Origin of the sequence: Sphingobium tyrosinilyticum, from assembly GCF_042654265.1 — a bacterium.
GTDB lineage: Bacteria > Pseudomonadota > Alphaproteobacteria > Sphingomonadales > Sphingomonadaceae > Sphingobium > Sphingobium tyrosinilyticum.
Genome location: NZ_JBHSFZ010000058.1, coordinates 182,928 through 201,036, shown reverse-complemented (window position 1 = coordinate 201,036; position 18,109 = coordinate 182,928). Strand labels below are relative to the sequence as shown.

Sequence of the window (18,109 nt, the reverse complement as noted above, 5' to 3'; positions counted from 1 at the left end):
CTATGTCGGTCAAGTTGGAAGGTAGCGCCCGCAAGGAGTGGCGCAGTCATTGGACAATAGCGCTTGCTGCCTGTGCCGGCATGGCGAGCAGCAGTTCGCTCAACTATGCCACCGGTCTGTTCATAGAGCCCTTCCAGCGAGAATTTGGCTGGAGCCGGGTCGAAATCACGACCGGCCCCGCCATCGTTGCAGTAATCTGCGTGGTGGGTGCCCCGTTCACGGGCGCTGCCATCGACCGCTTAGGTGCGCGGCGTATCGGCATCTTCGGATTGTTCGCTATCACCTTGCTGGTGTCAGCTCTCGGAGCTGTGGGCCCTGCAATCGAGAGCTGGTTCGCCGTCTGGACCATGCTCGGCCTTGCAAGTCTATTCGTGCTGCCCAATGTGTGGACGGCCGCAGTGTCCGGCTTCTTCTTTGCAGGCCGGGGGCTCGCCCTAGGGTTGACGCTCTGCGGCAGCGGGATCACATCGATCATCACGCCCATATTGACCTACTGGCTGATTCAGCGCTTTGGTTGGCGCCTTGCCTACCCCGGCCTGGCCTTGTCATGGGCGGCGATTGCGCTGCCGCTGCTGATGCTATTCTTAACGAGTGCCAAGGATGTGCAACGCGTCGCATCCACTGCCCCGGATGTCCGGCCTGACGCCATCCATGCCGCCCCGCGCAAGGAGGAACTGCTCTCATGGCGTTTCCTCCAACTCGCACTCGCCGGCTTCCTGTTCGCCCTGGTTGTGCCGCCGCTCGTAATCAGCGTCGTGCCCGTCCTGACCTCCAACGGCCTGACCCGCGCGCAGGCTGCGGGCACGGCATCGCTGCTCGGCTTTTCGGCGATCGGTGGACGACTGGCGATTGGATATCTGCTTGACCGCGTGGATGGCCGCCTGCTTGCGGGCAGCATTGTTTCATTGCCGATGGCAACATGTGCGCTTCTCCTGGGAATGCCCGGTTCCATCACGGCCGCAACCATCGCGGTGCTTCTGCTCGGCCTCGCTCTAGGCGCGGAATATGATATCGTCGCCTATCTGACCTCACGCTATTTCACCCTTGGTAATTTCGGATTGCTGTTTGGAGCGCTTGCTGGTGTGATCGCCTTTGCCGGTTCGGGCGGGCCGCTGCTGCTGAGCGCGATCTACGACCATTATCATAGCTATGCCCCGGCCTTGTGGATCGCGATGCCACTCTGCCCCATTGCGGCGCTGCTCTTCATTCTGCTCGGCCCATATCCAAGCCGAGTGCCTAGGCCAGCGGTGGCGTGAAGCCCGGATCGGCCTTGGCCATGGCGCGAATATAGGCCGGGCGCGCCGCGACGCGTGCCAAATAGGCGCGAAGGTTCGGCAAAGCGGATATGTCGCGCGGCACGAACAGGCGCATCGTTGTGAGCGGGAAATGCATCATGACATCGGCCAATGTGAAGTCGGGACCGGCAAAGTAGGGTGATTCGCCAAGCCGCGCCTCCACCATTGCGAAGGCCCGGTCGGCCCGCTCCAGGAAGGCGCGCGTGCCGCTGTTGTCCTGTCCCGGCGCCAGCACATTTGCCGCCATGGCCATCATCTGGGCAGGCATGAATGAGCCGTTGGCAAAATGGAGCCAATAAATATAGTTGGCGAAGTGCGGGCTATCGGGTTCGACGACGAACTCCCCACCCCCATATTTCGCGATCACATAATCTAGGATCGCGCCCGTTTCCGGCAGCGTCACCGACCCATCTTCAATCACGGGAGCGGTATTCGACGGATGCAGCGCCCGATAACTGTCGGGCGCCTGGCGAGTGAGCGGGTCCCGCTCGTGCCGCACCAACTGGTAGGTGAGCCCGAGTTCCTCACATAGCCATACGATACGATCCGATTGGGAAATCCCAAGGTGGTGGACCGTCAGCACCCGTCAGCCCTCGACCACTTCACTCACCTGAATGACCGGGGCAACATCGGTATAGTTGGGAACGTCTGCGCCGAGTTCGCTGCCGCCCTTCGCAAGGCCAGCCTGAAATGCAGCAAGATCCGCGAAATAGAAATGGACCATCGCATGGAAGGCCGGCGGGCTGCCCGGCGCCGCACCAGTCACACCCCTGTCGATCTCATAGCGCAGCGACTGCATGCGATCCTGAGCCATGGCGCAGTGCTTAGCAGCATAATAGTCATGGTCGAAGCGGCTATCTTCTGAATAGGGATAGAGCACAGTGAATTTGATCATCTGATCAGCCTTTCTTCTGGCGGTTCAAGCGGCAACAAGGAGGTTGTCGGCGTCAGCTGCATGTTTGGCGGCAACATAGCCCCAAACGAAGGACGGACCTACGCTGGATCCTGCGCCGGGATAGGCCGTGCCCATCACCGACGCAGTCGACGTGCCGGTCGCATAGAGGCCGGGGATCGGTGTACCGTCCTCGCGCAGCACGCGCGCATTCACGTCCGTCACAACGCCTCCATAAGTGCCCACATCGCCTGGATACATGGGAACGGCATAGAAGGGCGCGGTATCGATGGGACCGAGCGTCTTGGATCCCTCCTGCGTCGGATCACCCAGCCAGTTGTCGTAGGCCCGCTCACCACGATGGAAGTCGGGATCGCGGCCCTCGCGCGCGCCGAGGTTGAAACGGTCGATCGTGGCCCGCAGCGTCGCGGGATCAACGTTGATCAGGGCTGCCAATCCCTCGATCGTGTCAGCCTTCTTCACCAGCCCGGAACTGAACCAACGTTTAGGGCGAGCGCCCATTCCTGCGATGCCGAACAGTGGATAGCGATCAAAATGCCATTGATCAAAAATCCACCAACTGGGAACCGCGGGAACTGTGTGGTTGCGGATCAGTTGATTGCGGCAAAAGGCCATGTAGGAGCCAGCCTCGTTCATGTAACGCACGCCGGTCTGATCGACGATGATGGCATGAGGCGCGCTGACGCTACCCTGGCCGCTGATCTTCTTGAGGTCGATGCCATTGCCGTCAAGATTCTCATTGCCCGGCACCAGACTAGCCTGCAATCCAACGCGCTCACTCATCTGCCCAAAGGCCGCGCCGAGGCGGATCATCGTCTCGATCATCTCGCCGGTATCGCCAGGCGCAGCAGCGGTATATTTGACCGAGGTACCAGGCGCATATTTATCGCGCATCGCCTGATTTTGGGCAAAGCCCCCGGCGTTGACGAGCACACCAAGCCGTGCACCAATCCGATATTCCCGGCCATGCTTATCGACAACTACGCCCTTGACCGCCCCATTTTCCACGACCAGATCCTTAACCGGGCTCTTGGTGCGGATATCGACCTTGGCTTTCAGCGCTGCCTGCAACATGCGCCCCTGAAGTGCAGCGCCGTTTCCCACAATGTTGCGGCCGGTCAGCCGCTCCTTGCCAATCCGCAGCAGCAGCTTTGCTATAGCGATGCCGAACCTCCTCCGGGTTCTGGCGCTCATCACCGCACCCATTTCTTCAGGCGCCGCCACCACGGGGATGAAGTTTGGCCGCAGCTTCCTTTTCCACCGTCCCAACTCATTGAGGTTGAACGGTTCGGCAAGAACCGTGCGCCCAGCCGCGGAACCGCCTGGCCGCTCGTCATAATAGTCAGGCCAGTAGGGTGCGCGCGTCAGCTTGATGCCTTGAGCAATCAGGAAATCGACCATCCTGCGCGCCTGCGTCACGTAAGCAGCGCGCCGTTCGCGCGAAGTGCCCGGCGCATCCTGCGACTGCCCCGCCGTCGCCTCCAGATATTCAAGTGCCTTTTCGGGGCTGTCCTCGATACCTTCCTGTTCCATGAAAGGATTATTGGGTATCCACATGACGCCGCCCGACTTGGCCGTTGTGCCGCCAACAAGGTCCGTCTTCTCCAGGATCAGAACGCTTTTGCCGACCTGCCGCATGACCAGCGCAGCACACATTGAGCCGCCGCCGCTACCGACCACGACAAAATCAAATTCCTCGTCAAATTGAGCCATCGGCCTCTCCACCCGCACAGTGCGCTGCGCCTGATATGCACCAACTCGTGTGCAATCCCAGGAGCAGGGTCAAGTCTTGAGCCGCGTTCAACCCCTTACCGCTAGACGAAACGGCTGCTCCATCGTCGCCGCGATGCTTGCGTAGTCAGCACGCAAATGCATGAGCCGGCGCTATGAAGGGCAAAATATCGAACAAGAGGATTTGGGAATGGCGAAGGAAAAGCTGAAGGTTGGCATCGTTAGCGCCAACTGGGGCGCGCTTGCTCACCTGCCCGCTTGGCGGCTGCTCGAGGATGATGTGGAGGTGACGGCAATCTGCACATCCCGGCAGGAGACGGCCGAAGCTGCCGCTGTCCAATATGATGTGGCGCGTCCATTCTGGGACTTCGAAGCGATGTGCGCCGATCCTGCCATCGACATCATCGATGCGGGAACCAACCCAATTCTGCGCGAAAAGATGGTCGCAACGGCACTGCGTGCCGGCAAACATGCCGTAAACCAGCTGCCCTTTGCGACATCCTACGAGGCGGCTAGAGGGCTTGCGGACCTGCAGCAGGCAAACGGGCTCAAAGGTATCGCGGCGCCGAGTGTCGTAGGTCTCCCCCATCTGGCTCTGATGAAGGAAATGATCGACGCCGGCGAAATCGGTGAGGTTTTCCAGGTGCAATGCTCCTGGCAGCTGTCCTTCTTCCTCAAGATCTATCCCGGCTTTTCCTACACTTGGTTCGGAAAAGACGGGCTAGGGGTCAGCGCGATGCGCAACCAGGGCTCGCACCTCCTACATGCGGTACGGCAGGTTTTCGGCCCGATCAAATCGATCGTAGGGCGACTGGAAACACAATTGAAGCAGTGGGATCTGGGCGACGGCGCGACGATGGCAGTCGAAACAGACGACACAGCTCATGCCTTGCTCCGCTTTGCTAATGGAGCGATGGGCACGCTGATTACCTCATGGACGGCAGCGGATGCGCCCGGCTTCCACATAGACGCGCTCGGTTCCAAGGGCCGCCTCCGGCTCGACGCGCTACAATATCCCAGCATAGCCACGGCCAAACTTTATCATGGGAGACCAGACTTCCGCATGATGCCCTCCGGGAGCGATGTGCCGGTACCCGAACGGCTGATGACCGTCGCGGGTCGTCTCGTCGAACCACATGAGAGTGACGCCCATAACGGGTCGCAGCGCGTTTCGATCGCCCGTCTGTTCGAGGGGTTCGTGCGATCCATCCGCGACGGCAGCGAGCCGGTACCTGACTTCGCGCGTGCCGCAGAAGTACAGGGTGTGATCGAGGCAGTCTACCAGTCGCACGGCCAGCGCGCCTGGGTAGACCTCCCAGCCTGATCAGCCTGCCCGCTGGCCGAGCGTGTCGAGGAATAGGCGGATCTCGCTGTTGATCTCCTCCTCCTCAGGCGACCCAGGCAAGCCGGGATGAAGTCCGGCCTCAAGCACATGCAGTTCGGCCCGGATGCCCGCTGCCCGCAGGGCCCGATGCATCCGCACCGTGTTGGACAGGAACAGGTCACGCGTGCCCGTCGTGAGCAGCGTCGGCGGAAAGCCCTTCGCGAACTCACCGAATAGCGGCGATATATAAGGATGTGTCAGATCATGGCCATCAGCGTAGAGCAGATTAACTGGCATTTAGGCGACCGAGCATGTCGATCCCGTCCAGGGTATTGAAACTGTCACCGGATTCGGTGAGGTCGGCTTCGGGGGTCATCAGTAACGCGCCGGCAGGCAGCGGTAGCCCCTCATCGCGCGCTCGCAGAATCAGTGCAGCAGCAAGATTACCGCCCGCCGACGCTCCGCCGATAACGATGTCCTGCGGAGAGTGATCGCGCAGCAGCGCGCGATAGACGGCGATGCAGTCGTCCAAACCGGCCGGATAGGGATGATCAGGCGCCATGCGATAGTCAGGGGACCAAATCCGTGCGCCGAAGCGAAGCGCACTGCGGCCCGCCAGCATTCGGGCGACCGGACCGCCGCAGCCAATTAGTGCACCGCCATGAATATCGAGAAGGATCGGCCTTTCGCGCCAGCCTTGCTCGATTGGCCTTGAGACAAAGACGGGCACGCCGTCGATCTGCTGATCGGAAGTTTCAACGCCAGGAACTGCATCGCCGCCCAGCATCTGGAGCACCATCTGGTCGGAGGCAGCAACATAAGCCTTCCATGCCGCCTTATCCTCCAGCGGAGGATAGTTGATACGCCTGGGCGGAACCATCAGCGATGATTGCGCCTCGGCGCTTAGGTGAGCGGGCACTTGAATGTCCCGCGCCGGAACAGTGAAGCCGGGTGCTGGATTTGCTCTTTCGATCATGCGTCATCCTCAATCCTACTATAGTCCTATGCGGCGGTTCGCGGCACGCGTCCGGCCGAACAACCTGCGAGCATATCGTGAAATGCGGCGCAGCATCTATCATATGAATTGCATATCACGATGTTTATTATTTGCGTGTCGAGGTACGCTATCTTAGAACCGCGCCGTTCGGACGAGGTGGCACAAGCCGCGACCGCCTGGGCGAAATCGGCAGGAGAGGATTTGCGTGAGCGCAGCGAAACAGGAGTGGGCCAGGATGTGGCCATTGCCGCTGGTGGCGATGATCGGCATCACGGGGAGCGCCTCGGTCGGCTATTCTGCAAGTGTGTTCATGGAGCCGATAACCCGCGAATTTGGCTGGACACGCGCCGAATTCTTTTCTGCGGTCACCATGCAGATGATTGCCGGCATGCTGATCATCCCGTTCGTCGGGCTGCTGATCGACCGGTTGGGTTCGCGAGTGCTGGCCATTGTCGGAACCGTGACGTTTGTCATGAGCTTTTCAGCGCTGGGCCTTGCCAACGGCGCCCTTTGGCAATGGTTCCTGTTGGCGGGTCTCCAAATAATTGGAGCGGCCCTCATTACCCAACCAGTCTGGGTCAAACCGGTCATTGGACAATTTGACGCGTCCCGCGGCCTTGCCATGGCAATCGCCCTGTCGGGAAATGGCGTTGCCAACACCATCTGGCCCTTTATCGCCGCCGCGCTCATCGAATGGGTCGGCTGGCGCGCGGCCTATATGTCGATAGCCTTGGGATGGGCGGCTGTCTCCCTGCCATTAACGCTGCTATTCTTTCGTGACGGCCGAAGGGTGAAGGGCGCCGCTACCGTTGCAGCGAACAGCCCGGCCGCCCGGCCGCCTCTTCTGCCGACCGTGCTGTCGGCTCCCTTTCTGTTCCTCACGGCGTCGGGCGCATTGTTTTCGTGCGCGGTGTTCGGTCTGACGCTGCATCTGGTGCCCCTGCTTCGCGGAGCAGGCGTGACGACCGTGACCGCAGGCGCGATCGCGGGCCTTGCCGGCATTTCAGCAGTGATCGGGCGGCTTGGCACTGGCTATCTGCTGGACCGGCTTCCCACGCGCCTGGTCGGCATCATCGTATTTGTGCTGCCGATCATCGTCTGCAGCCTGTTATGGACCGGGGCTGGCGCCGTACCGCTCTACATGCTCGCTGCGATTCTCCTGGGTTTGGCCGCCGGCGCGGAGATCGATGTCGTGACTTTCATCGCATCACGACAATTCGATCAGCGTATCTTCGGGTCGATCTACGCCGTGGTCATAGCCAGTTTCGGGGGCGCAGCGAGCCTGGGCCCGTTGCTGGCGGGCGCATTGTTCGACGCTCGGGGAAATTATGACGTTTTTCTGCTCTGCGCAGCCAGCCTTTCTGCGATTGGCGCCATGCTGATGGCGATGGTCGCTATCCAGCCGGCTCAGAGCCGAACGCCAAACAACCTTGACCAAATTCCAGTACCGGCCGATGCGAAGAGCTGAACATGCACCCGCGTCGGACCGAGCAGTGAGAAATTCGAGTATTAACAGATATTGAACAATGTCATTTTGATACCACAGGCCTATTGACAGTGGGAGGCTACTCCTTATCCCGGCGTCATGGACCTTCGACACATGCGCCATTTCGTAGCTGTCGCTGAAGAATTGCATTTCGGCCGCGCGGCGCGACGCCTGCACATGGCGCAACCTCCGCTCAGTCAGTCAATTCGCCGGCTGGAACTGGATCTAGGGGTCGATCTGTTTGACAGATCGCGGCGCGGAGTGGAACTCACCGCCGCGGGCAAGGTCTTTTTGACAGAAGCCCGCCGGACTCTGGCGCAAGCTGATCTCACACGCAAGCTCACCCAGCGCGAAGCGATGCAGGTGCCCGAGATCCGCGTCAGTTTTGTCGGAGCAGCGCTTTACCGGATTTTGCCTGACATGATCGCGCGTTACCGCACCACCCGGCCTGACGTGCACATCCGCCTGTTCGAACGATCCTCCGTGGATCAGATTGCCGGCCTGAAGGCTGGCGATTTTGACATCGGCTTCGTGACAGTTGCTGGGGCAGGCGGCTTGGATTTCTGCGAAACGCTCGTGGTGGAGCGAACACGTTCCGTCGCCGCAATCCCCGCAGATTGGCCAGTCGCGCAACAGAGTTCAATTACGCCCATTGAACTGAGCGAGCTCCCCTTTATCGCACCTCCACAGCGCTATGCGCAATCCTCGGCGCTGTATACGGCTTTCAGTAATGCTGGCGTGATGCCGCACGTTACGCAGGAAACGATGCAAACCAATACTGCAATCAGCCTGGTAAGTGCAGGATTGGGCGTTAGCATGGTTCCGGCCACGGCTTCCTTGATGCAACCTCGCAACGTCCGCTTCATGCCGATATCTGGACTGGAACCTGAGCCCGCATCCGAGCTGACCATGATGTGGCATCCTCAGCAGGTCGGGGCGCGTGGTGAGGAATTTGTTGCCTTCACGCGGCAGTTCCTTGCTGAAAAGCCGCATCTGCTTGACCCCGATGCGCCGCTCTAAACCCGCATATTGGAATTGGCCAAAGAGCATCCACTTCGCTTTAATAGCCGTCGACTCAGAGTCTACTCTGCCCGATCGGGACAGAATGGGCGAAAAAGCATCGACGATTGATTGACGTAGATCGATGCTTGCAAGCCTACGCGAAATGGAGTCGACGGTAGCGGCCGCGAAAGTAGAGCAGCGGATCGCGATGCGGTTCGAACCAAGCATGGTTCACTTGGCCTACGAAGATCAGATGGTCGCCGCCCTCGTGCATCGCATAAGTGGTGCAATCGAACGAGGCGAGCGCACCCCGTAGGATGGGCGAGCCTTTGTCGGCTTGAGTCGTCCAGTCGACCCCATCAAAACGAGGAGCGTCCCGTCGGGCAAAGCGATTAGCGATAGGCTGCTGACCAATATGCAGCACATTCACGGCGAAGCGACCGGCGGCAACGAAACTCTCCAGGCTTCCTGAAGTCTTTGCCAGCGAGAAAATGATCAGCGGGGGATCCAAGGAAAGCGAGGAAAAGCTGTTGGCGGTAAAGCCGATCGGCTCGCCCTCCCCGTCAAAGGATGTCACGACTGTCACGCCGGTCCCGAAACAGCCAAGCGCATCGCGCAGCACGCGCGGTTCGGCACCACCGATATAGCTAATCGGCTGACGCGGGGCACGACGTTCGAGGAACTCGAGCAGGACGGCGTTGAACGCCTCCTCCCGCTCTGCCGCGGCATAATGACCCGCCCCTTCAATTTCAGCGGATTCCGAGCCTTCGATCATCGATTGAAGACGGTCGACAGCTTCTGCCGATATGGTCGAGTTGAGGGACCCGCGGATCAGCGTCACCGGTAAGTTGCGGATTTGCGCGGCCGCCGCAGCAAGCCTTTCCCGCGCCCCCCGAATGTCGGCGGTCATGACTGCGCGCGGATCGCCGCGCCACCGAAAGCCGCCCGAGCCATCGCGCTCATAAGCAGCCAGCAGACGCTCTCGGGCGACCAGTGAAGGTTCGTCCGGGTGCAGGGAAATGATTGCCTTCAGCACGTCGTCGGCACTGGCAAAAACCGTGGTAAGGCGCGAAAAGGCGCTGTGCAGCCGCGCGCTGGTGTTCGAATCGAACCATATATTGGCGTCCACCAGGACCAGCCCCGATATTAGCGGGGCAGTGCTTTCCCCGATCGCGGCAATGGCGACGAGGGCGCCCAGACCGGCAGCGACAACCACAGCGCGCGACGGCAACGCTGCAAGCACTGCCTTGAGATCCCCGACATAGGCATCCAGATCATAACGCCCGTCGCTGGCATGGCCGCTGTCACCATGCCCCCGCAGGTCGACGCAAATGGCGTAGCGCCCTGCATCTGCCAGCGCGCGCGCCGAGCCATGCCAGAAGGCGCGCGACTGGCCCGTCGACGGTATCAGTAGCACCGCCGGATCATCGGGAGAGCCGAAAGCGTCGCCGACAATGGGCACACCGCCAAAGCCTTGAAAGTCTAGCCGCGCCGCCGTCACCATATCCGCACCTCTTCCTTTGATATCTATATAATATCAGTATCATCTATTTTCATACTATTTTGGAACAGATAACAAGGCAAGGACGAATAGTGAGAGGAGCCACCAATGCACAAGATGATGGTCCTGGCCCGCGCGAGCGAAGGCAAGAAAGCAGAACTGGCGCGCTGGTATGATGAGCGCCACATCCCCGACTTGCTCGCCGTGCCGGGCTTTATCAGCGCCGAACGTCATGATGCGGTGCCTATCAAGGCGCCCGATGGCCTGCCGAACTGGGATTTCCTGCTCATCTATGAATTCGAAGGCGATCCAATGACCGCTTTGCGAAACATGGGCAATGTCATGGGAAGTGAGAAGATGCCGCGTAGCGACGCGCTGGACAGCACCTACACGCTTTCCGTCGTGGGCATATCGCAGGGGCGCCGGACCGCGGAGGTATAATGCATATGATATCAATAACGGCGCAATTCATATTTGAATGCGCTTAAAGCTCCGCATAATATTGCGATTGAGAGGAGCCATTCATGCTTGACCAGACCACCGCACCGATCGTCGATGCCGACGCCCATGTGAATCCGCCCCACACCATGTGGGAAGAATATCTCCCCGCCTCGCTGCGCGAACTCGCGCCTAAGGTCGAACACGGCGAGGATGCGGACTATGTCATCTTCGAAGGCAAGCGCCGCAAGGTTAACCTGATCAGCGCGCAGGCTGGTCGCAAGGGCAAGGACTTCAAGATGGAAGGCCGCCTGTCCGACGCCCGCACCGGCGGCTGGATGCCTGGCGCGCGGCTGGAGGATATGGACAAGGACGGCATCGACACCGCCATCCTGTTCGGCGGCGGCCCACTGGGCACCGCCAATCAGGAACTCTACAAAGCGAGCTTCAACGCCTATAACCAGTGGCTTGCGGACTTCTGCTCGCATGATCCCGCACGCCTGGTCGGTGTAGGCTATATCCCGATGCGCGACGTGGACGAGTCTATCGCGATGGTTCGCGAATTTGCGAAGAAGGGCCTGAAGGCTGTCAATATTCCCGCCTTCCCGCAGGCGCTTCAAGGCAATCTGGATGCAGGCAATGCGCAAACGCTGGCTCTGACTGGCGACGTCAATGGTGACCGCAGCTATGCCGACCCGGAATTCGACCCCTTCTGGAAGGCGGTCTGTGACCTCGGCATGCCGGTGACAATCCATCTCGGCGGACGTGCTGTTCGCTTCAATCAGCCCAGATGGTTCCTGTCTGACCTCCTCATGTCGAAGTTCGGCATGGGTGAGCCGATCGCTATCATGATCTTCGGCGGCGTGTTCCAGCGTTTCCCCGACCTCAAGCTGGTGTCAGTGGAAAGCGGCGTCGGCTGGTTCGCCTTCGCGTCCAACTATATGGACGAAACCTGGCATAAGCAGCGGTATTGGGTGAACAGCGTGCTCGAAAAAGAGCCGAGCTACTTCATGGACAAGAACATCTACGGATCGTTCATTCATGACCGCGCCGGCATCCTGATGCGCGACTTTCCGGGCGCTAAAAACATCATGTGGTCGTCCGACTATCCGCATTCGGAAACCACTTTCCCCCATTCGATGGAAGTCATTGAGAAGCTGTTCGAAGGCGTTCCCGACGAAGACCGCCGCATGATCATTGGCGGCAGGGCCAAGGCGCTCTACAATCTCTGAGCGCGGGAGGCTGACAATGGGTCGGGAAAGCTGGACAAGCCAGCGCATCGCACTGCGGCGGCACCCGGACGGCCGGGTGTCGCCCACCGACTTCGCCGTTGAGGATCAGCCGATTCCTCAACCCGGTGACGGTGAGTTTCTGGTTCGGATACTGGCAGTATCGGTCGATCCAATGCTGCGCATCTTCATCGATCCTGCACCGATGGCCGGCGCCATGCCGCCGATGCCAGTGGGCAGCACCGTTCCCGGCGCGGCTGTCGGCGAGATTGTCGAAACGCGCCATTCCGATTTCGCGATCGGCGACATCGTTGAAGGTCGCTTTGGCTGGCAGCATTTTGCATTATCTAACGGCGCCGGCGTCAACCGCGTCGATGCGCGACTGGGCGCCCCGGAAAATGCGCTGGCGATTGGTGGGCTGCCGGGCTTCACGGCCTATGCAGGGCTGGAAGTGGCTGACCTGAAGCCCGGCCAGACGATCCTGGTTAGTGGTGCGGCAGGCGCGGTAGGATCGGCCGTCGGCGCCTTGGTCAAGGCACGCGGCATCCGCGCGGTCGGCATTGCGGGCGGCGAGGAGAAGCGCCGCTATCTGCTCGACAATGGCTATGATGCGGTCGCGGACCGCCTCGCGCCCGATTTCAAGGAACAACTCGCCCAAGCGCTGCCCCAGGGCGCGAACGTCTATTTCGACAATGTGGGTGGGCCGATGCTGGCCGATATCCTGCCAGTCATGGCGCCGGGCGGGCTAATCCTCGTCTGCGGCCTCATGGCAGGCTATCAGGGGGATGAGCAGACCGGCAGGGACAATCTGCCCGCGCTGCTGCGTGCCATCATGTTCAAGGGCCTGCGCATTCAGGCTTTCAGCCAATATGGCAAGGACGCGCTGCGCCCCGCCTTCGACGATGAAGTGGCCGAACTGGTCGGCAGCGGTAAGGTGAAACCGCAATTGCATATCGAACAGGGGCTCGAACGGCTGCCCCATGCGCTGGCCGGATTGTTCGAACGCAGCGTGCCCGGCAAGGTCGTGGTCCGCGTCGCCGAACCATCGGACGCAGTGCCGACGAAGATTTTCGAGGAGAGTGAATAATGGCGACCGCGCCGCAGACCGAAGGCCGCACCGTGGCCCATTATGCAACCGACATGCTGATCGGCGGGCGTGCCGTTGCGGGACGGGGAGATCCGGTAACGGTCATCAATCCGTCCACCGGCCTGGAGACGATCCGCTTCGCCGGCGCGTCGATAGATCAGTTCAAGCAGGCGATCGAAGAGGCGCGTACCGCCGCGGACAAGGGCGATTGGGCCGCGCTGTCGCCCGTCGAGCGCGTGACGATCCTGCGCCGATTCATGACGGCGCTGTCGATCCGGGCCGACGCTATGAAGGCACTTCTGGTCACGGAAACCGGCTGCCCGGTCGGTTCGCCAGCGCTCTATGCGCAGCTTGCATCGCCCGTCCAGACTATCAACGCGATGCTGGACCTTTATCTGCGCTTGCCGGAGATTGAGGAAAATCCGCTGACTCTGGAGGAGCGCGTCAACCCGCTCGGCACCGTGGTGCAGAGTGTGCGTCGGCATGTGCCCATCGGCGTCGTTGCGGCCATCTCCGCCTATAATTTCCCGATGTATATCAACCTATGGAAGATCATGCCCGCCCTCGCCGCCGGCAATGTGGTCATCCTGCGCCCCAGCCCGCTGACCCCGCTCAGCGCGCTCGCCATGGTGGAAGTGGCGATCGAGACAGGCCTGCCCGCAGGCGTGCTTTCCATCCTCGCCGAGCAGGGCGCTGAGGGCGCGCTGCTGATGACAACCGATCCGGCGGTCGACATGATCACCTTCACCGGATCGTCGGATGTCGGCGCGAAAGTGATGGCGCAGGGCGCGCCGACGATGAAGCGGGTCCAGCTGGAGCTGGGCGGTAAGTCCGCCCAGATCTTCCTGCCCGACCGGGTCGAGGCCGCCTATGCTGCGGCCGCAACCGTCTGCCTCGCTCATGCAGGGCAGGGCTGCGTGCTTGGCACACGGGTCTTCGTGCCCGAGGAAAAGAAGGCCGAAGTCATCGCCGCGATGAAGGCGAGCCTGGAGAATGTTCGGCTGGGCGATTCTGACGATCCCGCGACGGTCATGGGACCGGTCATCAGCGCGGCGCAGGTTGCGCGGTGCGAGCGCTACGTCGAACTGGCGGTGCAGGCGGGTGCGACGGTGGCGCTTGGTGGAAAGCGGGTGGACCGGCAGGGCTTCTATTTTGAACCGACCATCCTGGACGTGCCTAACAACAAGAACCCGGCCGCGCAGGACGAGATTTTCGGCCCCGTCATCGCCGTCATCGGCTATCGCGATGTCGACCATGCCATCGAGATGGCGAACGACAGCCGCTTCGGCTTGTCAGGCTATGTCCACGGCAAGGACGCGCGCCAGGCGCTTGCCGTAGCCAAGCGGATCCGGTCCGGCACGGTCAACGTCAACTGCTTCATGATGAGCGGCAACGCATCGTCGGGCGGCCACAAGATGAGCGGCATCGGTCGCGAACGCGGCGTGGAAGGCATCCGCATTTATCAGGAGATGCAGGTTCTGAACTTCGCGAATTAAAGACAAGGCGGGAGAGATAAAGTGCTGTTGGAAGGCAAATCGGTTGTCATCATGGGCGCCGGATCGGGCGTCGGCCGCGCCGCGTCGCTGATCTTCGCGCGGAACGGCGCGAAGTTGATCTGCGCGGACCTCGTCGCGGAACGCAATGAGGAAACGGTCGGACTCATCAGGGAGGAAGGCTTTACCGACGCGCAGGCCATCACCTGCAATGTTGTCAAGGAAGCCGACGTCCAGGCCGCGATCGATGCGGCGGTGTCCGCCTATGGCCGGCTCGACGTCATTTTCAACAATGTCGGCATCGCCAGTCCTGTTCGGAACAACGCACTCGTCCGCTTCGACGAAATCACCGACGAAGATTTCGACCAGCTCAATGACGTTAATTTTCGGGGCGTCGGCAATGGTTGTAGGCTCGCCATTCGCCAGTTCCTCAAGCAGGGCGATCACAACGGCGTGATCGTCAACACCGCGTCGGTCGCCGGCATGGTGGGCTGGGGCGGCGTGCTCTACGGTGCGACCAAGGGCGCTGTCATCCAATTGACGCGGGGCCTGGCGATCGAGAATGCGAAAAACGGCATTCGCGTCAACGCCGTCTGCCCGGCGGGCATGATCACCAATTTCGGTGCCGGATCGGCGCCACGCGTCGTCACACCCGAACTGGAATCCATGTACGGGAAACAGCACCCCTTGGGCATGCCGATATCGCCGGAGGATTGCGCCAACGCCGCACTATTCCTGGCGTCAGACATGGCGCGCAACATTACGGGCGTCGCACTGCCGGTTGACGGCGGTTACGTCGCAGCCTGATGGAAAGGTTGCGCGGTCAGATCGCCATCGTCGGCATTGGCGTCACGCAGCAGGGGCGCAAGCTCGGCGTCACCGGGCTGGAGCTCCGTCGCCAGGCGCTGGAATTGGCACTAGCCGATGCAGGCGTCGATCGTTCGGCGATCGATGGCTATATCCACGCTTCGACCGAGCGAGAGGATCTGCGCTATCTAGGGCTCTCCCCCCATTTTTCCTGGGCGGTGCAGTCCGGCGGCGCCACCGCGCCGTGCAGCTTTGCCATGGCGGCGGGCGCGATCCTGACCGGTCAGGCGGAAATGATCGCCTGCGGTTATGGCGCAGCGCCCTCCACGCCGGTCGAAAGCGGCGGCGTCGGCACTTACGGCGCCTATGGCTATGGCTATCCCATGCGGGTCGGCATGGTCGGCGCTGCAAGCGCCCATGCGCTCCACGCGCGCTGGCACATGGACCATTATGGCACCACCAGCCGGCATCTGGGCGCGGTCGCCGTGCAACTGCGCGATCATGCGTCGAAGCGGCCCGACGCCGTGACCTACGGCGAGCCGATCACGATCGAGCAGCATCAAGCATCGCCGATGATCGTCGATCCGTTTCGCCTGCTCGATTGCTGCCGCGACACCGATGGCGGCTCCTGCTTCCTGCTGACCAGCGCCGAGCGGGCAAGGTCGATGCCGGGCGTGCGGCCCCTCTATCTGCTGGGCATGGGCTTTGGCCACAATATCCGCAACTGGCACGAACGCGATCTTTATCGCTATCATGACGATATCGCCCCGGCCGCAGCGCGCGCCTTCGCACAGGCGGGGGTGGGGCTGTCGGACATCGACACCGCGCAGTTCTACGATCCCTTCACCATCTCGGTGCTCATGCAGCTGGAACATTATGGCTTCTGCAAGCCCGGCCAGGGTGGTCCATTTGTCGAAGAGGGTGGCATCGCCGTCGACGGTGTCATTCCGGTCAATACCGGCGGCGGGCAGTTGTCCGGCTTCTATGCACAAGGGTTCACACCCATCATCGAGGCTGCCAGGCAGTTGCGCGGAGAGGCTGGCGCAACGCAGGTTTCCGGGGCGCGGCTGGCGCTCACGAGCGGGCATGGCCTCAATGGCGGCATTCAGAACACCTGGTCGCACGGCACACTGATCCTGGGGAACGAAGCATGAGTGACATCGCACCCCTGATCACCGGCGATCCTGATGCGCCTTTCTGGACCGCATGGAAGGATGACGAACGCTTCCTGCTGCATCGCTGCGGCATTTGTGGTCGCAGCGAATGGCCGGCCACTTGCTGTCCAGACCATGGCATGGCAGCGATGCAATGGGTGGAAGGATCCGGCCGGGGCGCCGTCGATACCTTCACCATCTTTCATCGCGCCTATACCGCCGAACTGGCGGCCGAAGTGCCCTATTCGCTGATCGTGATTCGGCTGGATGAAGGACCATATTTCCACAGCCGGCTCGTCGATGCCGACCTGAGCGCGCTAAAGACCGGCCTGCGCGTGCGGTTGCGGCGCGATGCAGGAGACGACTTCCCGCTGTTCGTGCCGGAATGAGCGGAACACCGCCCATCCTGCTCGTCACCGGCGCAACTGGAGCGATCGGGGGGGAAATTGCTGCGCAAGCGGCCGAGTCTGGCCGGAGGATCGCGGTGCACGGCCGTAGCGAGGACAGCGTGGCAAGCGCTATCGACCAGCTGCGCTTGCGCTGCCCGGAAGCAAGCCTCTTCCCCGCCCCTGCCGATTTCGATCGGCCCGACGCAATAACCAAGCTGATCGACGGGCTCGCTGCTGCCGGTCCGATTGGGTCCGTCATCCATTGCGCCGTCTCCGGCGCTCCCGGCGTGACTGGCGGTTTCCCTACTACCAACCCCAGCGCCTTTGCAGTGCTTGCCGACGCGACGCTCGCGCGTTTCCAGCAGCTCTGCTTCGCCGCGCTGCCTCATCTCGCCATCCAGGGCGGGACGATCGTCACCCTTGCCGCCGATTCCGGCCGCTTCGCCGCACCGAACCAGTCGCTGCTCGCCGGCGCCTATGGCGGCATGATGAGCTTCGTGCGCAGCCTGGCTTTGGAGGTCGCGCACCACGGCGTGCGTGTTCATTGCCTGTCACCCAGCTTTGTCGAGGGCACACCGATCTTCGACGCCTTTGCTGGGTCAGGCAGCCGGGCCGAGTCCGCCCGAAATCGCGCCGGACTTGGCCTGCCCCAGCCGAAGGACATCGCTCCGATCGCGTTGTTCCTGTGCGGGCCGGGCGCGGCGAAGATCACGGGCCAGATCATCAGCATCAATGGCGGCCTTAACGCCTGACCAGGCATATCGCGGCGGCGGAGCCTTCGCCCCGCGCCTTGCATGCCCATGCGCCGGGGCTAAGCAGGACATCATCCGATCAGGGGAAAGAGATGATGGCATTGATGTCGGTGCGCCTGGGCAGCAACAATGTGGAGAAGGCGGGTGCCTTCTACGATTCGACGTTCAAGACGATCGGTTTTGGCGATATCCGCATGCCAACATCTTCCGGCGTGGCGCTTTATGCGCTTCCGGGCGATCCCTATCTCATCACCCGCTCAGCTTATGCCGGGGAAGCTGCGACGCCTGCCAATGGTGGCACCATCGGCTTTGCGGCGCCGGACGCTGCGGCTGTGGATCGTTGGCACGCCACGGGCCTGACCAGCGGGGGAACCTGCGAGGGCGCGCGCGGCACGCGTGCAGCCGCAGGTGGACGCTATGGTGCCTATCTGCGCGATCCCGATGGTAACAAGCTTTGCGCCTAGGCGCCAAGCTGATGAGGACGGCCGTCGATCCCCTCACCGGGTCGACG

General features: G+C 61.5%; 19 protein-coding genes. 13 read left to right on the top strand and 6 right to left on the bottom strand.

The features are described 5' to 3' along the window. Positions 1-2 precede the first annotated feature (2 nt). Positions 3-1,256, top strand: coding sequence for an MFS transporter (locus ACFO3E_RS16920; RefSeq protein ID WP_380806544.1), 1,254 nt, complete (start codon positions 3-5; stop codon positions 1,254-1,256). On the opposite strand, the gene ACFO3E_RS16915 is transcribed toward ACFO3E_RS16920, so the two are convergent. The 3 genes from ACFO3E_RS16915 to ACFO3E_RS16905 are packed head-to-tail and all read right to left on the bottom strand — an operon-like array spanning position 1,237 to position 3,921. Continuing rightward, positions 1,237-1,878, bottom strand: coding sequence for a glutathione S-transferase family protein (locus ACFO3E_RS16915; protein WP_380806542.1), 642 nt, complete (start codon positions 1,876-1,878; stop codon positions 1,237-1,239). The genes ACFO3E_RS16920 and ACFO3E_RS16915 overlap by 20 nt on opposite strands. A gap of 3 nt (positions 1,879-1,881) precedes the next feature. After that, entirely contained in the window at positions 1,882-2,190 is a 309-nt protein-coding gene (locus tag ACFO3E_RS16910) for an EthD family reductase (RefSeq protein WP_380806539.1), read from the bottom strand. 24 nt (positions 2,191-2,214) lie between these two features. Further along, positions 2,215-3,921 (bottom strand): FAD-dependent oxidoreductase, encoded by a 1,707-nt coding sequence (locus ACFO3E_RS16905; protein ID WP_380806537.1) that lies wholly within the window; start codon positions 3,919-3,921, stop codon positions 2,215-2,217. A gap of 160 nt (positions 3,922-4,081) precedes the next feature. On the opposite strand from ACFO3E_RS16905, the gene ACFO3E_RS16900 reads away from it, so the two are divergent. Next, positions 4,082-5,263, top strand: coding sequence for a Gfo/Idh/MocA family protein (locus ACFO3E_RS16900; protein ID WP_380806534.1), 1,182 nt, complete (start codon positions 4,082-4,084; stop codon positions 5,261-5,263). On the opposite strand, the gene ACFO3E_RS16895 is transcribed toward ACFO3E_RS16900, so the two are convergent. Then, positions 5,264-5,560 carry an alpha/beta hydrolase fold domain-containing protein gene (locus ACFO3E_RS16895; RefSeq protein WP_380806532.1) on the bottom strand — a complete coding sequence of 99 codons (297 nt, stop codon included), beginning with the start codon at positions 5,558-5,560 and terminating at the stop codon, positions 5,264-5,266. Beyond that, the gene (locus ACFO3E_RS16890) at positions 5,550-6,239 is read right to left on the bottom strand and encodes an alpha/beta hydrolase fold domain-containing protein (protein ID WP_380806530.1); all 690 of its coding nucleotides are present in this window, start codon (positions 6,237-6,239) and stop codon (positions 5,550-5,552) included. The genes ACFO3E_RS16895 and ACFO3E_RS16890 overlap by 11 nt, the downstream gene beginning before the upstream one ends. A gap of 226 nt (positions 6,240-6,465) precedes the next feature. On the opposite strand from ACFO3E_RS16890, the gene ACFO3E_RS16885 reads away from it, so the two are divergent. After that, a complete protein-coding gene (locus ACFO3E_RS16885) occupies positions 6,466-7,728 on the top strand; it encodes an MFS transporter (RefSeq protein ID WP_380806528.1) in 1,263 nt (420 codons plus the stop codon). Between the two features lie 132 nt (positions 7,729-7,860). Further along, positions 7,861-8,766, top strand: coding sequence for a LysR substrate-binding domain-containing protein (locus ACFO3E_RS16880; RefSeq protein ID WP_380806525.1), 906 nt, complete (start codon positions 7,861-7,863; stop codon positions 8,764-8,766). A gap of 136 nt (positions 8,767-8,902) precedes the next feature. Here ACFO3E_RS16880 and ACFO3E_RS16875 read toward each other — a convergent pair whose 3' ends face one another. Further along, positions 8,903-10,252 carry an alpha/beta fold hydrolase gene (locus tag ACFO3E_RS16875; RefSeq protein ID WP_380806523.1) on the bottom strand — a complete coding sequence of 450 codons (1,350 nt, stop codon included), beginning with the start codon at positions 10,250-10,252 and terminating at the stop codon, positions 8,903-8,905. Positions 10,253-10,357: 105 nt separating this feature from the next. On the opposite strand from ACFO3E_RS16875, the gene ACFO3E_RS16870 reads away from it, so the two are divergent. The 9 genes from ACFO3E_RS16870 (at position 10,358) to ACFO3E_RS16830 (ending at position 18,062) form a co-directional block, all read left to right on the top strand. Beyond that, positions 10,358-10,690, top strand: a complete 333-nt coding sequence (locus tag ACFO3E_RS16870; RefSeq protein WP_380806520.1) for a hypothetical protein — start codon at positions 10,358-10,360, stop codon at positions 10,688-10,690. Positions 10,691-10,773: 83 nt separating this feature from the next. Then, a complete protein-coding gene (locus ACFO3E_RS16865; RefSeq protein WP_380806518.1) occupies positions 10,774-11,919 on the top strand; it encodes an amidohydrolase family protein in 1,146 nt (381 codons plus the stop codon). Between the two features lie 16 nt (positions 11,920-11,935). Next, a complete protein-coding gene (locus tag ACFO3E_RS16860; protein ID WP_380806516.1) occupies positions 11,936-13,003 on the top strand; it encodes a zinc-binding dehydrogenase in 1,068 nt (355 codons plus the stop codon). Then, positions 13,003-14,499, top strand: a complete 1,497-nt coding sequence (locus ACFO3E_RS16855) for an aldehyde dehydrogenase family protein (RefSeq protein WP_380806513.1) — start codon at positions 13,003-13,005, stop codon at positions 14,497-14,499. Before ACFO3E_RS16860 ends, ACFO3E_RS16855 begins: the two co-directional genes overlap by 1 nt. Before the next feature lie 21 nt (positions 14,500-14,520). Continuing rightward, positions 14,521-15,303, top strand: a complete 783-nt coding sequence (locus ACFO3E_RS16850) for an SDR family NAD(P)-dependent oxidoreductase (protein WP_380806510.1) — start codon at positions 14,521-14,523, stop codon at positions 15,301-15,303. After that, complete coding sequence (locus ACFO3E_RS16845) at positions 15,303-16,457, top strand: thiolase family protein (protein WP_380806508.1); 1,155 nt, start codon at positions 15,303-15,305, stop codon at positions 16,455-16,457. The genes ACFO3E_RS16850 and ACFO3E_RS16845 overlap by 1 nt, the downstream gene beginning before the upstream one ends. Further along, on the top strand, positions 16,454-16,846 hold the full coding sequence (locus ACFO3E_RS16840; RefSeq protein ID WP_380806506.1) for a Zn-ribbon domain-containing OB-fold protein: 393 nt from the start codon (positions 16,454-16,456) through the stop codon (positions 16,844-16,846). Before ACFO3E_RS16845 ends, ACFO3E_RS16840 begins: the two co-directional genes overlap by 4 nt. Next, positions 16,843-17,598 carry an SDR family NAD(P)-dependent oxidoreductase gene (locus tag ACFO3E_RS16835; RefSeq protein ID WP_380806503.1) on the top strand — a complete coding sequence of 252 codons (756 nt, stop codon included), beginning with the start codon at positions 16,843-16,845 and terminating at the stop codon, positions 17,596-17,598. The genes ACFO3E_RS16840 and ACFO3E_RS16835 overlap by 4 nt, the downstream gene beginning before the upstream one ends. A 92-nt stretch (positions 17,599-17,690) precedes the next feature. Further along, positions 17,691-18,062 carry a VOC family protein gene (locus ACFO3E_RS16830; protein WP_380806500.1) on the top strand — a complete coding sequence of 124 codons (372 nt, stop codon included), beginning with the start codon at positions 17,691-17,693 and terminating at the stop codon, positions 18,060-18,062. Positions 18,063-18,109: the final 47 nt, after the last annotated feature.

Excerpts from the sequence above, each read along its gene's own strand:
- ACFO3E_RS16855 (WP_380806513.1), top strand. The coding sequence starts at position 13,003 with ATGGCGACCGCGCCGCAGACCGAAGGCCGCACCGTGGCCCATTATGCA.
- ACFO3E_RS16830 (WP_380806500.1), top strand. The coding sequence starts at position 17,691 with ATGATGGCATTGATGTCGGTGCGCCTGGGCAGCAACAATGTGGAGAAG.
- ACFO3E_RS16845 (WP_380806508.1), top strand. The coding sequence starts at position 15,303 with ATGGAAAGGTTGCGCGGTCAGATCGCCATCGTCGGCATTGGCGTCACG.
- ACFO3E_RS16895 (WP_380806532.1), bottom strand. The coding sequence starts at position 5,560 with ATGCCAGTTAATCTGCTCTACGCTGATGGCCATGATCTGACACATCCT.
- ACFO3E_RS16840 (WP_380806506.1), top strand. The coding sequence starts at position 16,454 with ATGAGTGACATCGCACCCCTGATCACCGGCGATCCTGATGCGCCTTTC.
- ACFO3E_RS16905 (WP_380806537.1), bottom strand. The coding sequence starts at position 3,921 with ATGGCTCAATTTGACGAGGAATTTGATTTTGTCGTGGTCGGTAGCGGC.
- ACFO3E_RS16920 (WP_380806544.1), top strand. The coding sequence starts at position 3 with ATGTCGGTCAAGTTGGAAGGTAGCGCCCGCAAGGAGTGGCGCAGTCAT.
- ACFO3E_RS16910 (WP_380806539.1), bottom strand. The coding sequence starts at position 2,190 with ATGATCAAATTCACTGTGCTCTATCCCTATTCAGAAGATAGCCGCTTC.
- ACFO3E_RS16835 (WP_380806503.1), top strand. The coding sequence starts at position 16,843 with ATGAGCGGAACACCGCCCATCCTGCTCGTCACCGGCGCAACTGGAGCG.
- ACFO3E_RS16880 (WP_380806525.1), top strand. The coding sequence starts at position 7,861 with ATGCGCCATTTCGTAGCTGTCGCTGAAGAATTGCATTTCGGCCGCGCG.
- ACFO3E_RS16870 (WP_380806520.1), top strand. The coding sequence starts at position 10,358 with ATGCACAAGATGATGGTCCTGGCCCGCGCGAGCGAAGGCAAGAAAGCA.
- ACFO3E_RS16865 (WP_380806518.1), top strand. The coding sequence starts at position 10,774 with ATGCTTGACCAGACCACCGCACCGATCGTCGATGCCGACGCCCATGTG.
- ACFO3E_RS16860 (WP_380806516.1), top strand. The coding sequence starts at position 11,936 with ATGGGTCGGGAAAGCTGGACAAGCCAGCGCATCGCACTGCGGCGGCAC.
- ACFO3E_RS16900 (WP_380806534.1), top strand. The coding sequence starts at position 4,082 with ATGAGCCGGCGCTATGAAGGGCAAAATATCGAACAAGAGGATTTGGGA.
- ACFO3E_RS16875 (WP_380806523.1), bottom strand. The coding sequence starts at position 10,252 with ATGGTGACGGCGGCGCGGCTAGACTTTCAAGGCTTTGGCGGTGTGCCC.
- ACFO3E_RS16890 (WP_380806530.1), bottom strand. The coding sequence starts at position 6,239 with ATGATCGAAAGAGCAAATCCAGCACCCGGCTTCACTGTTCCGGCGCGG.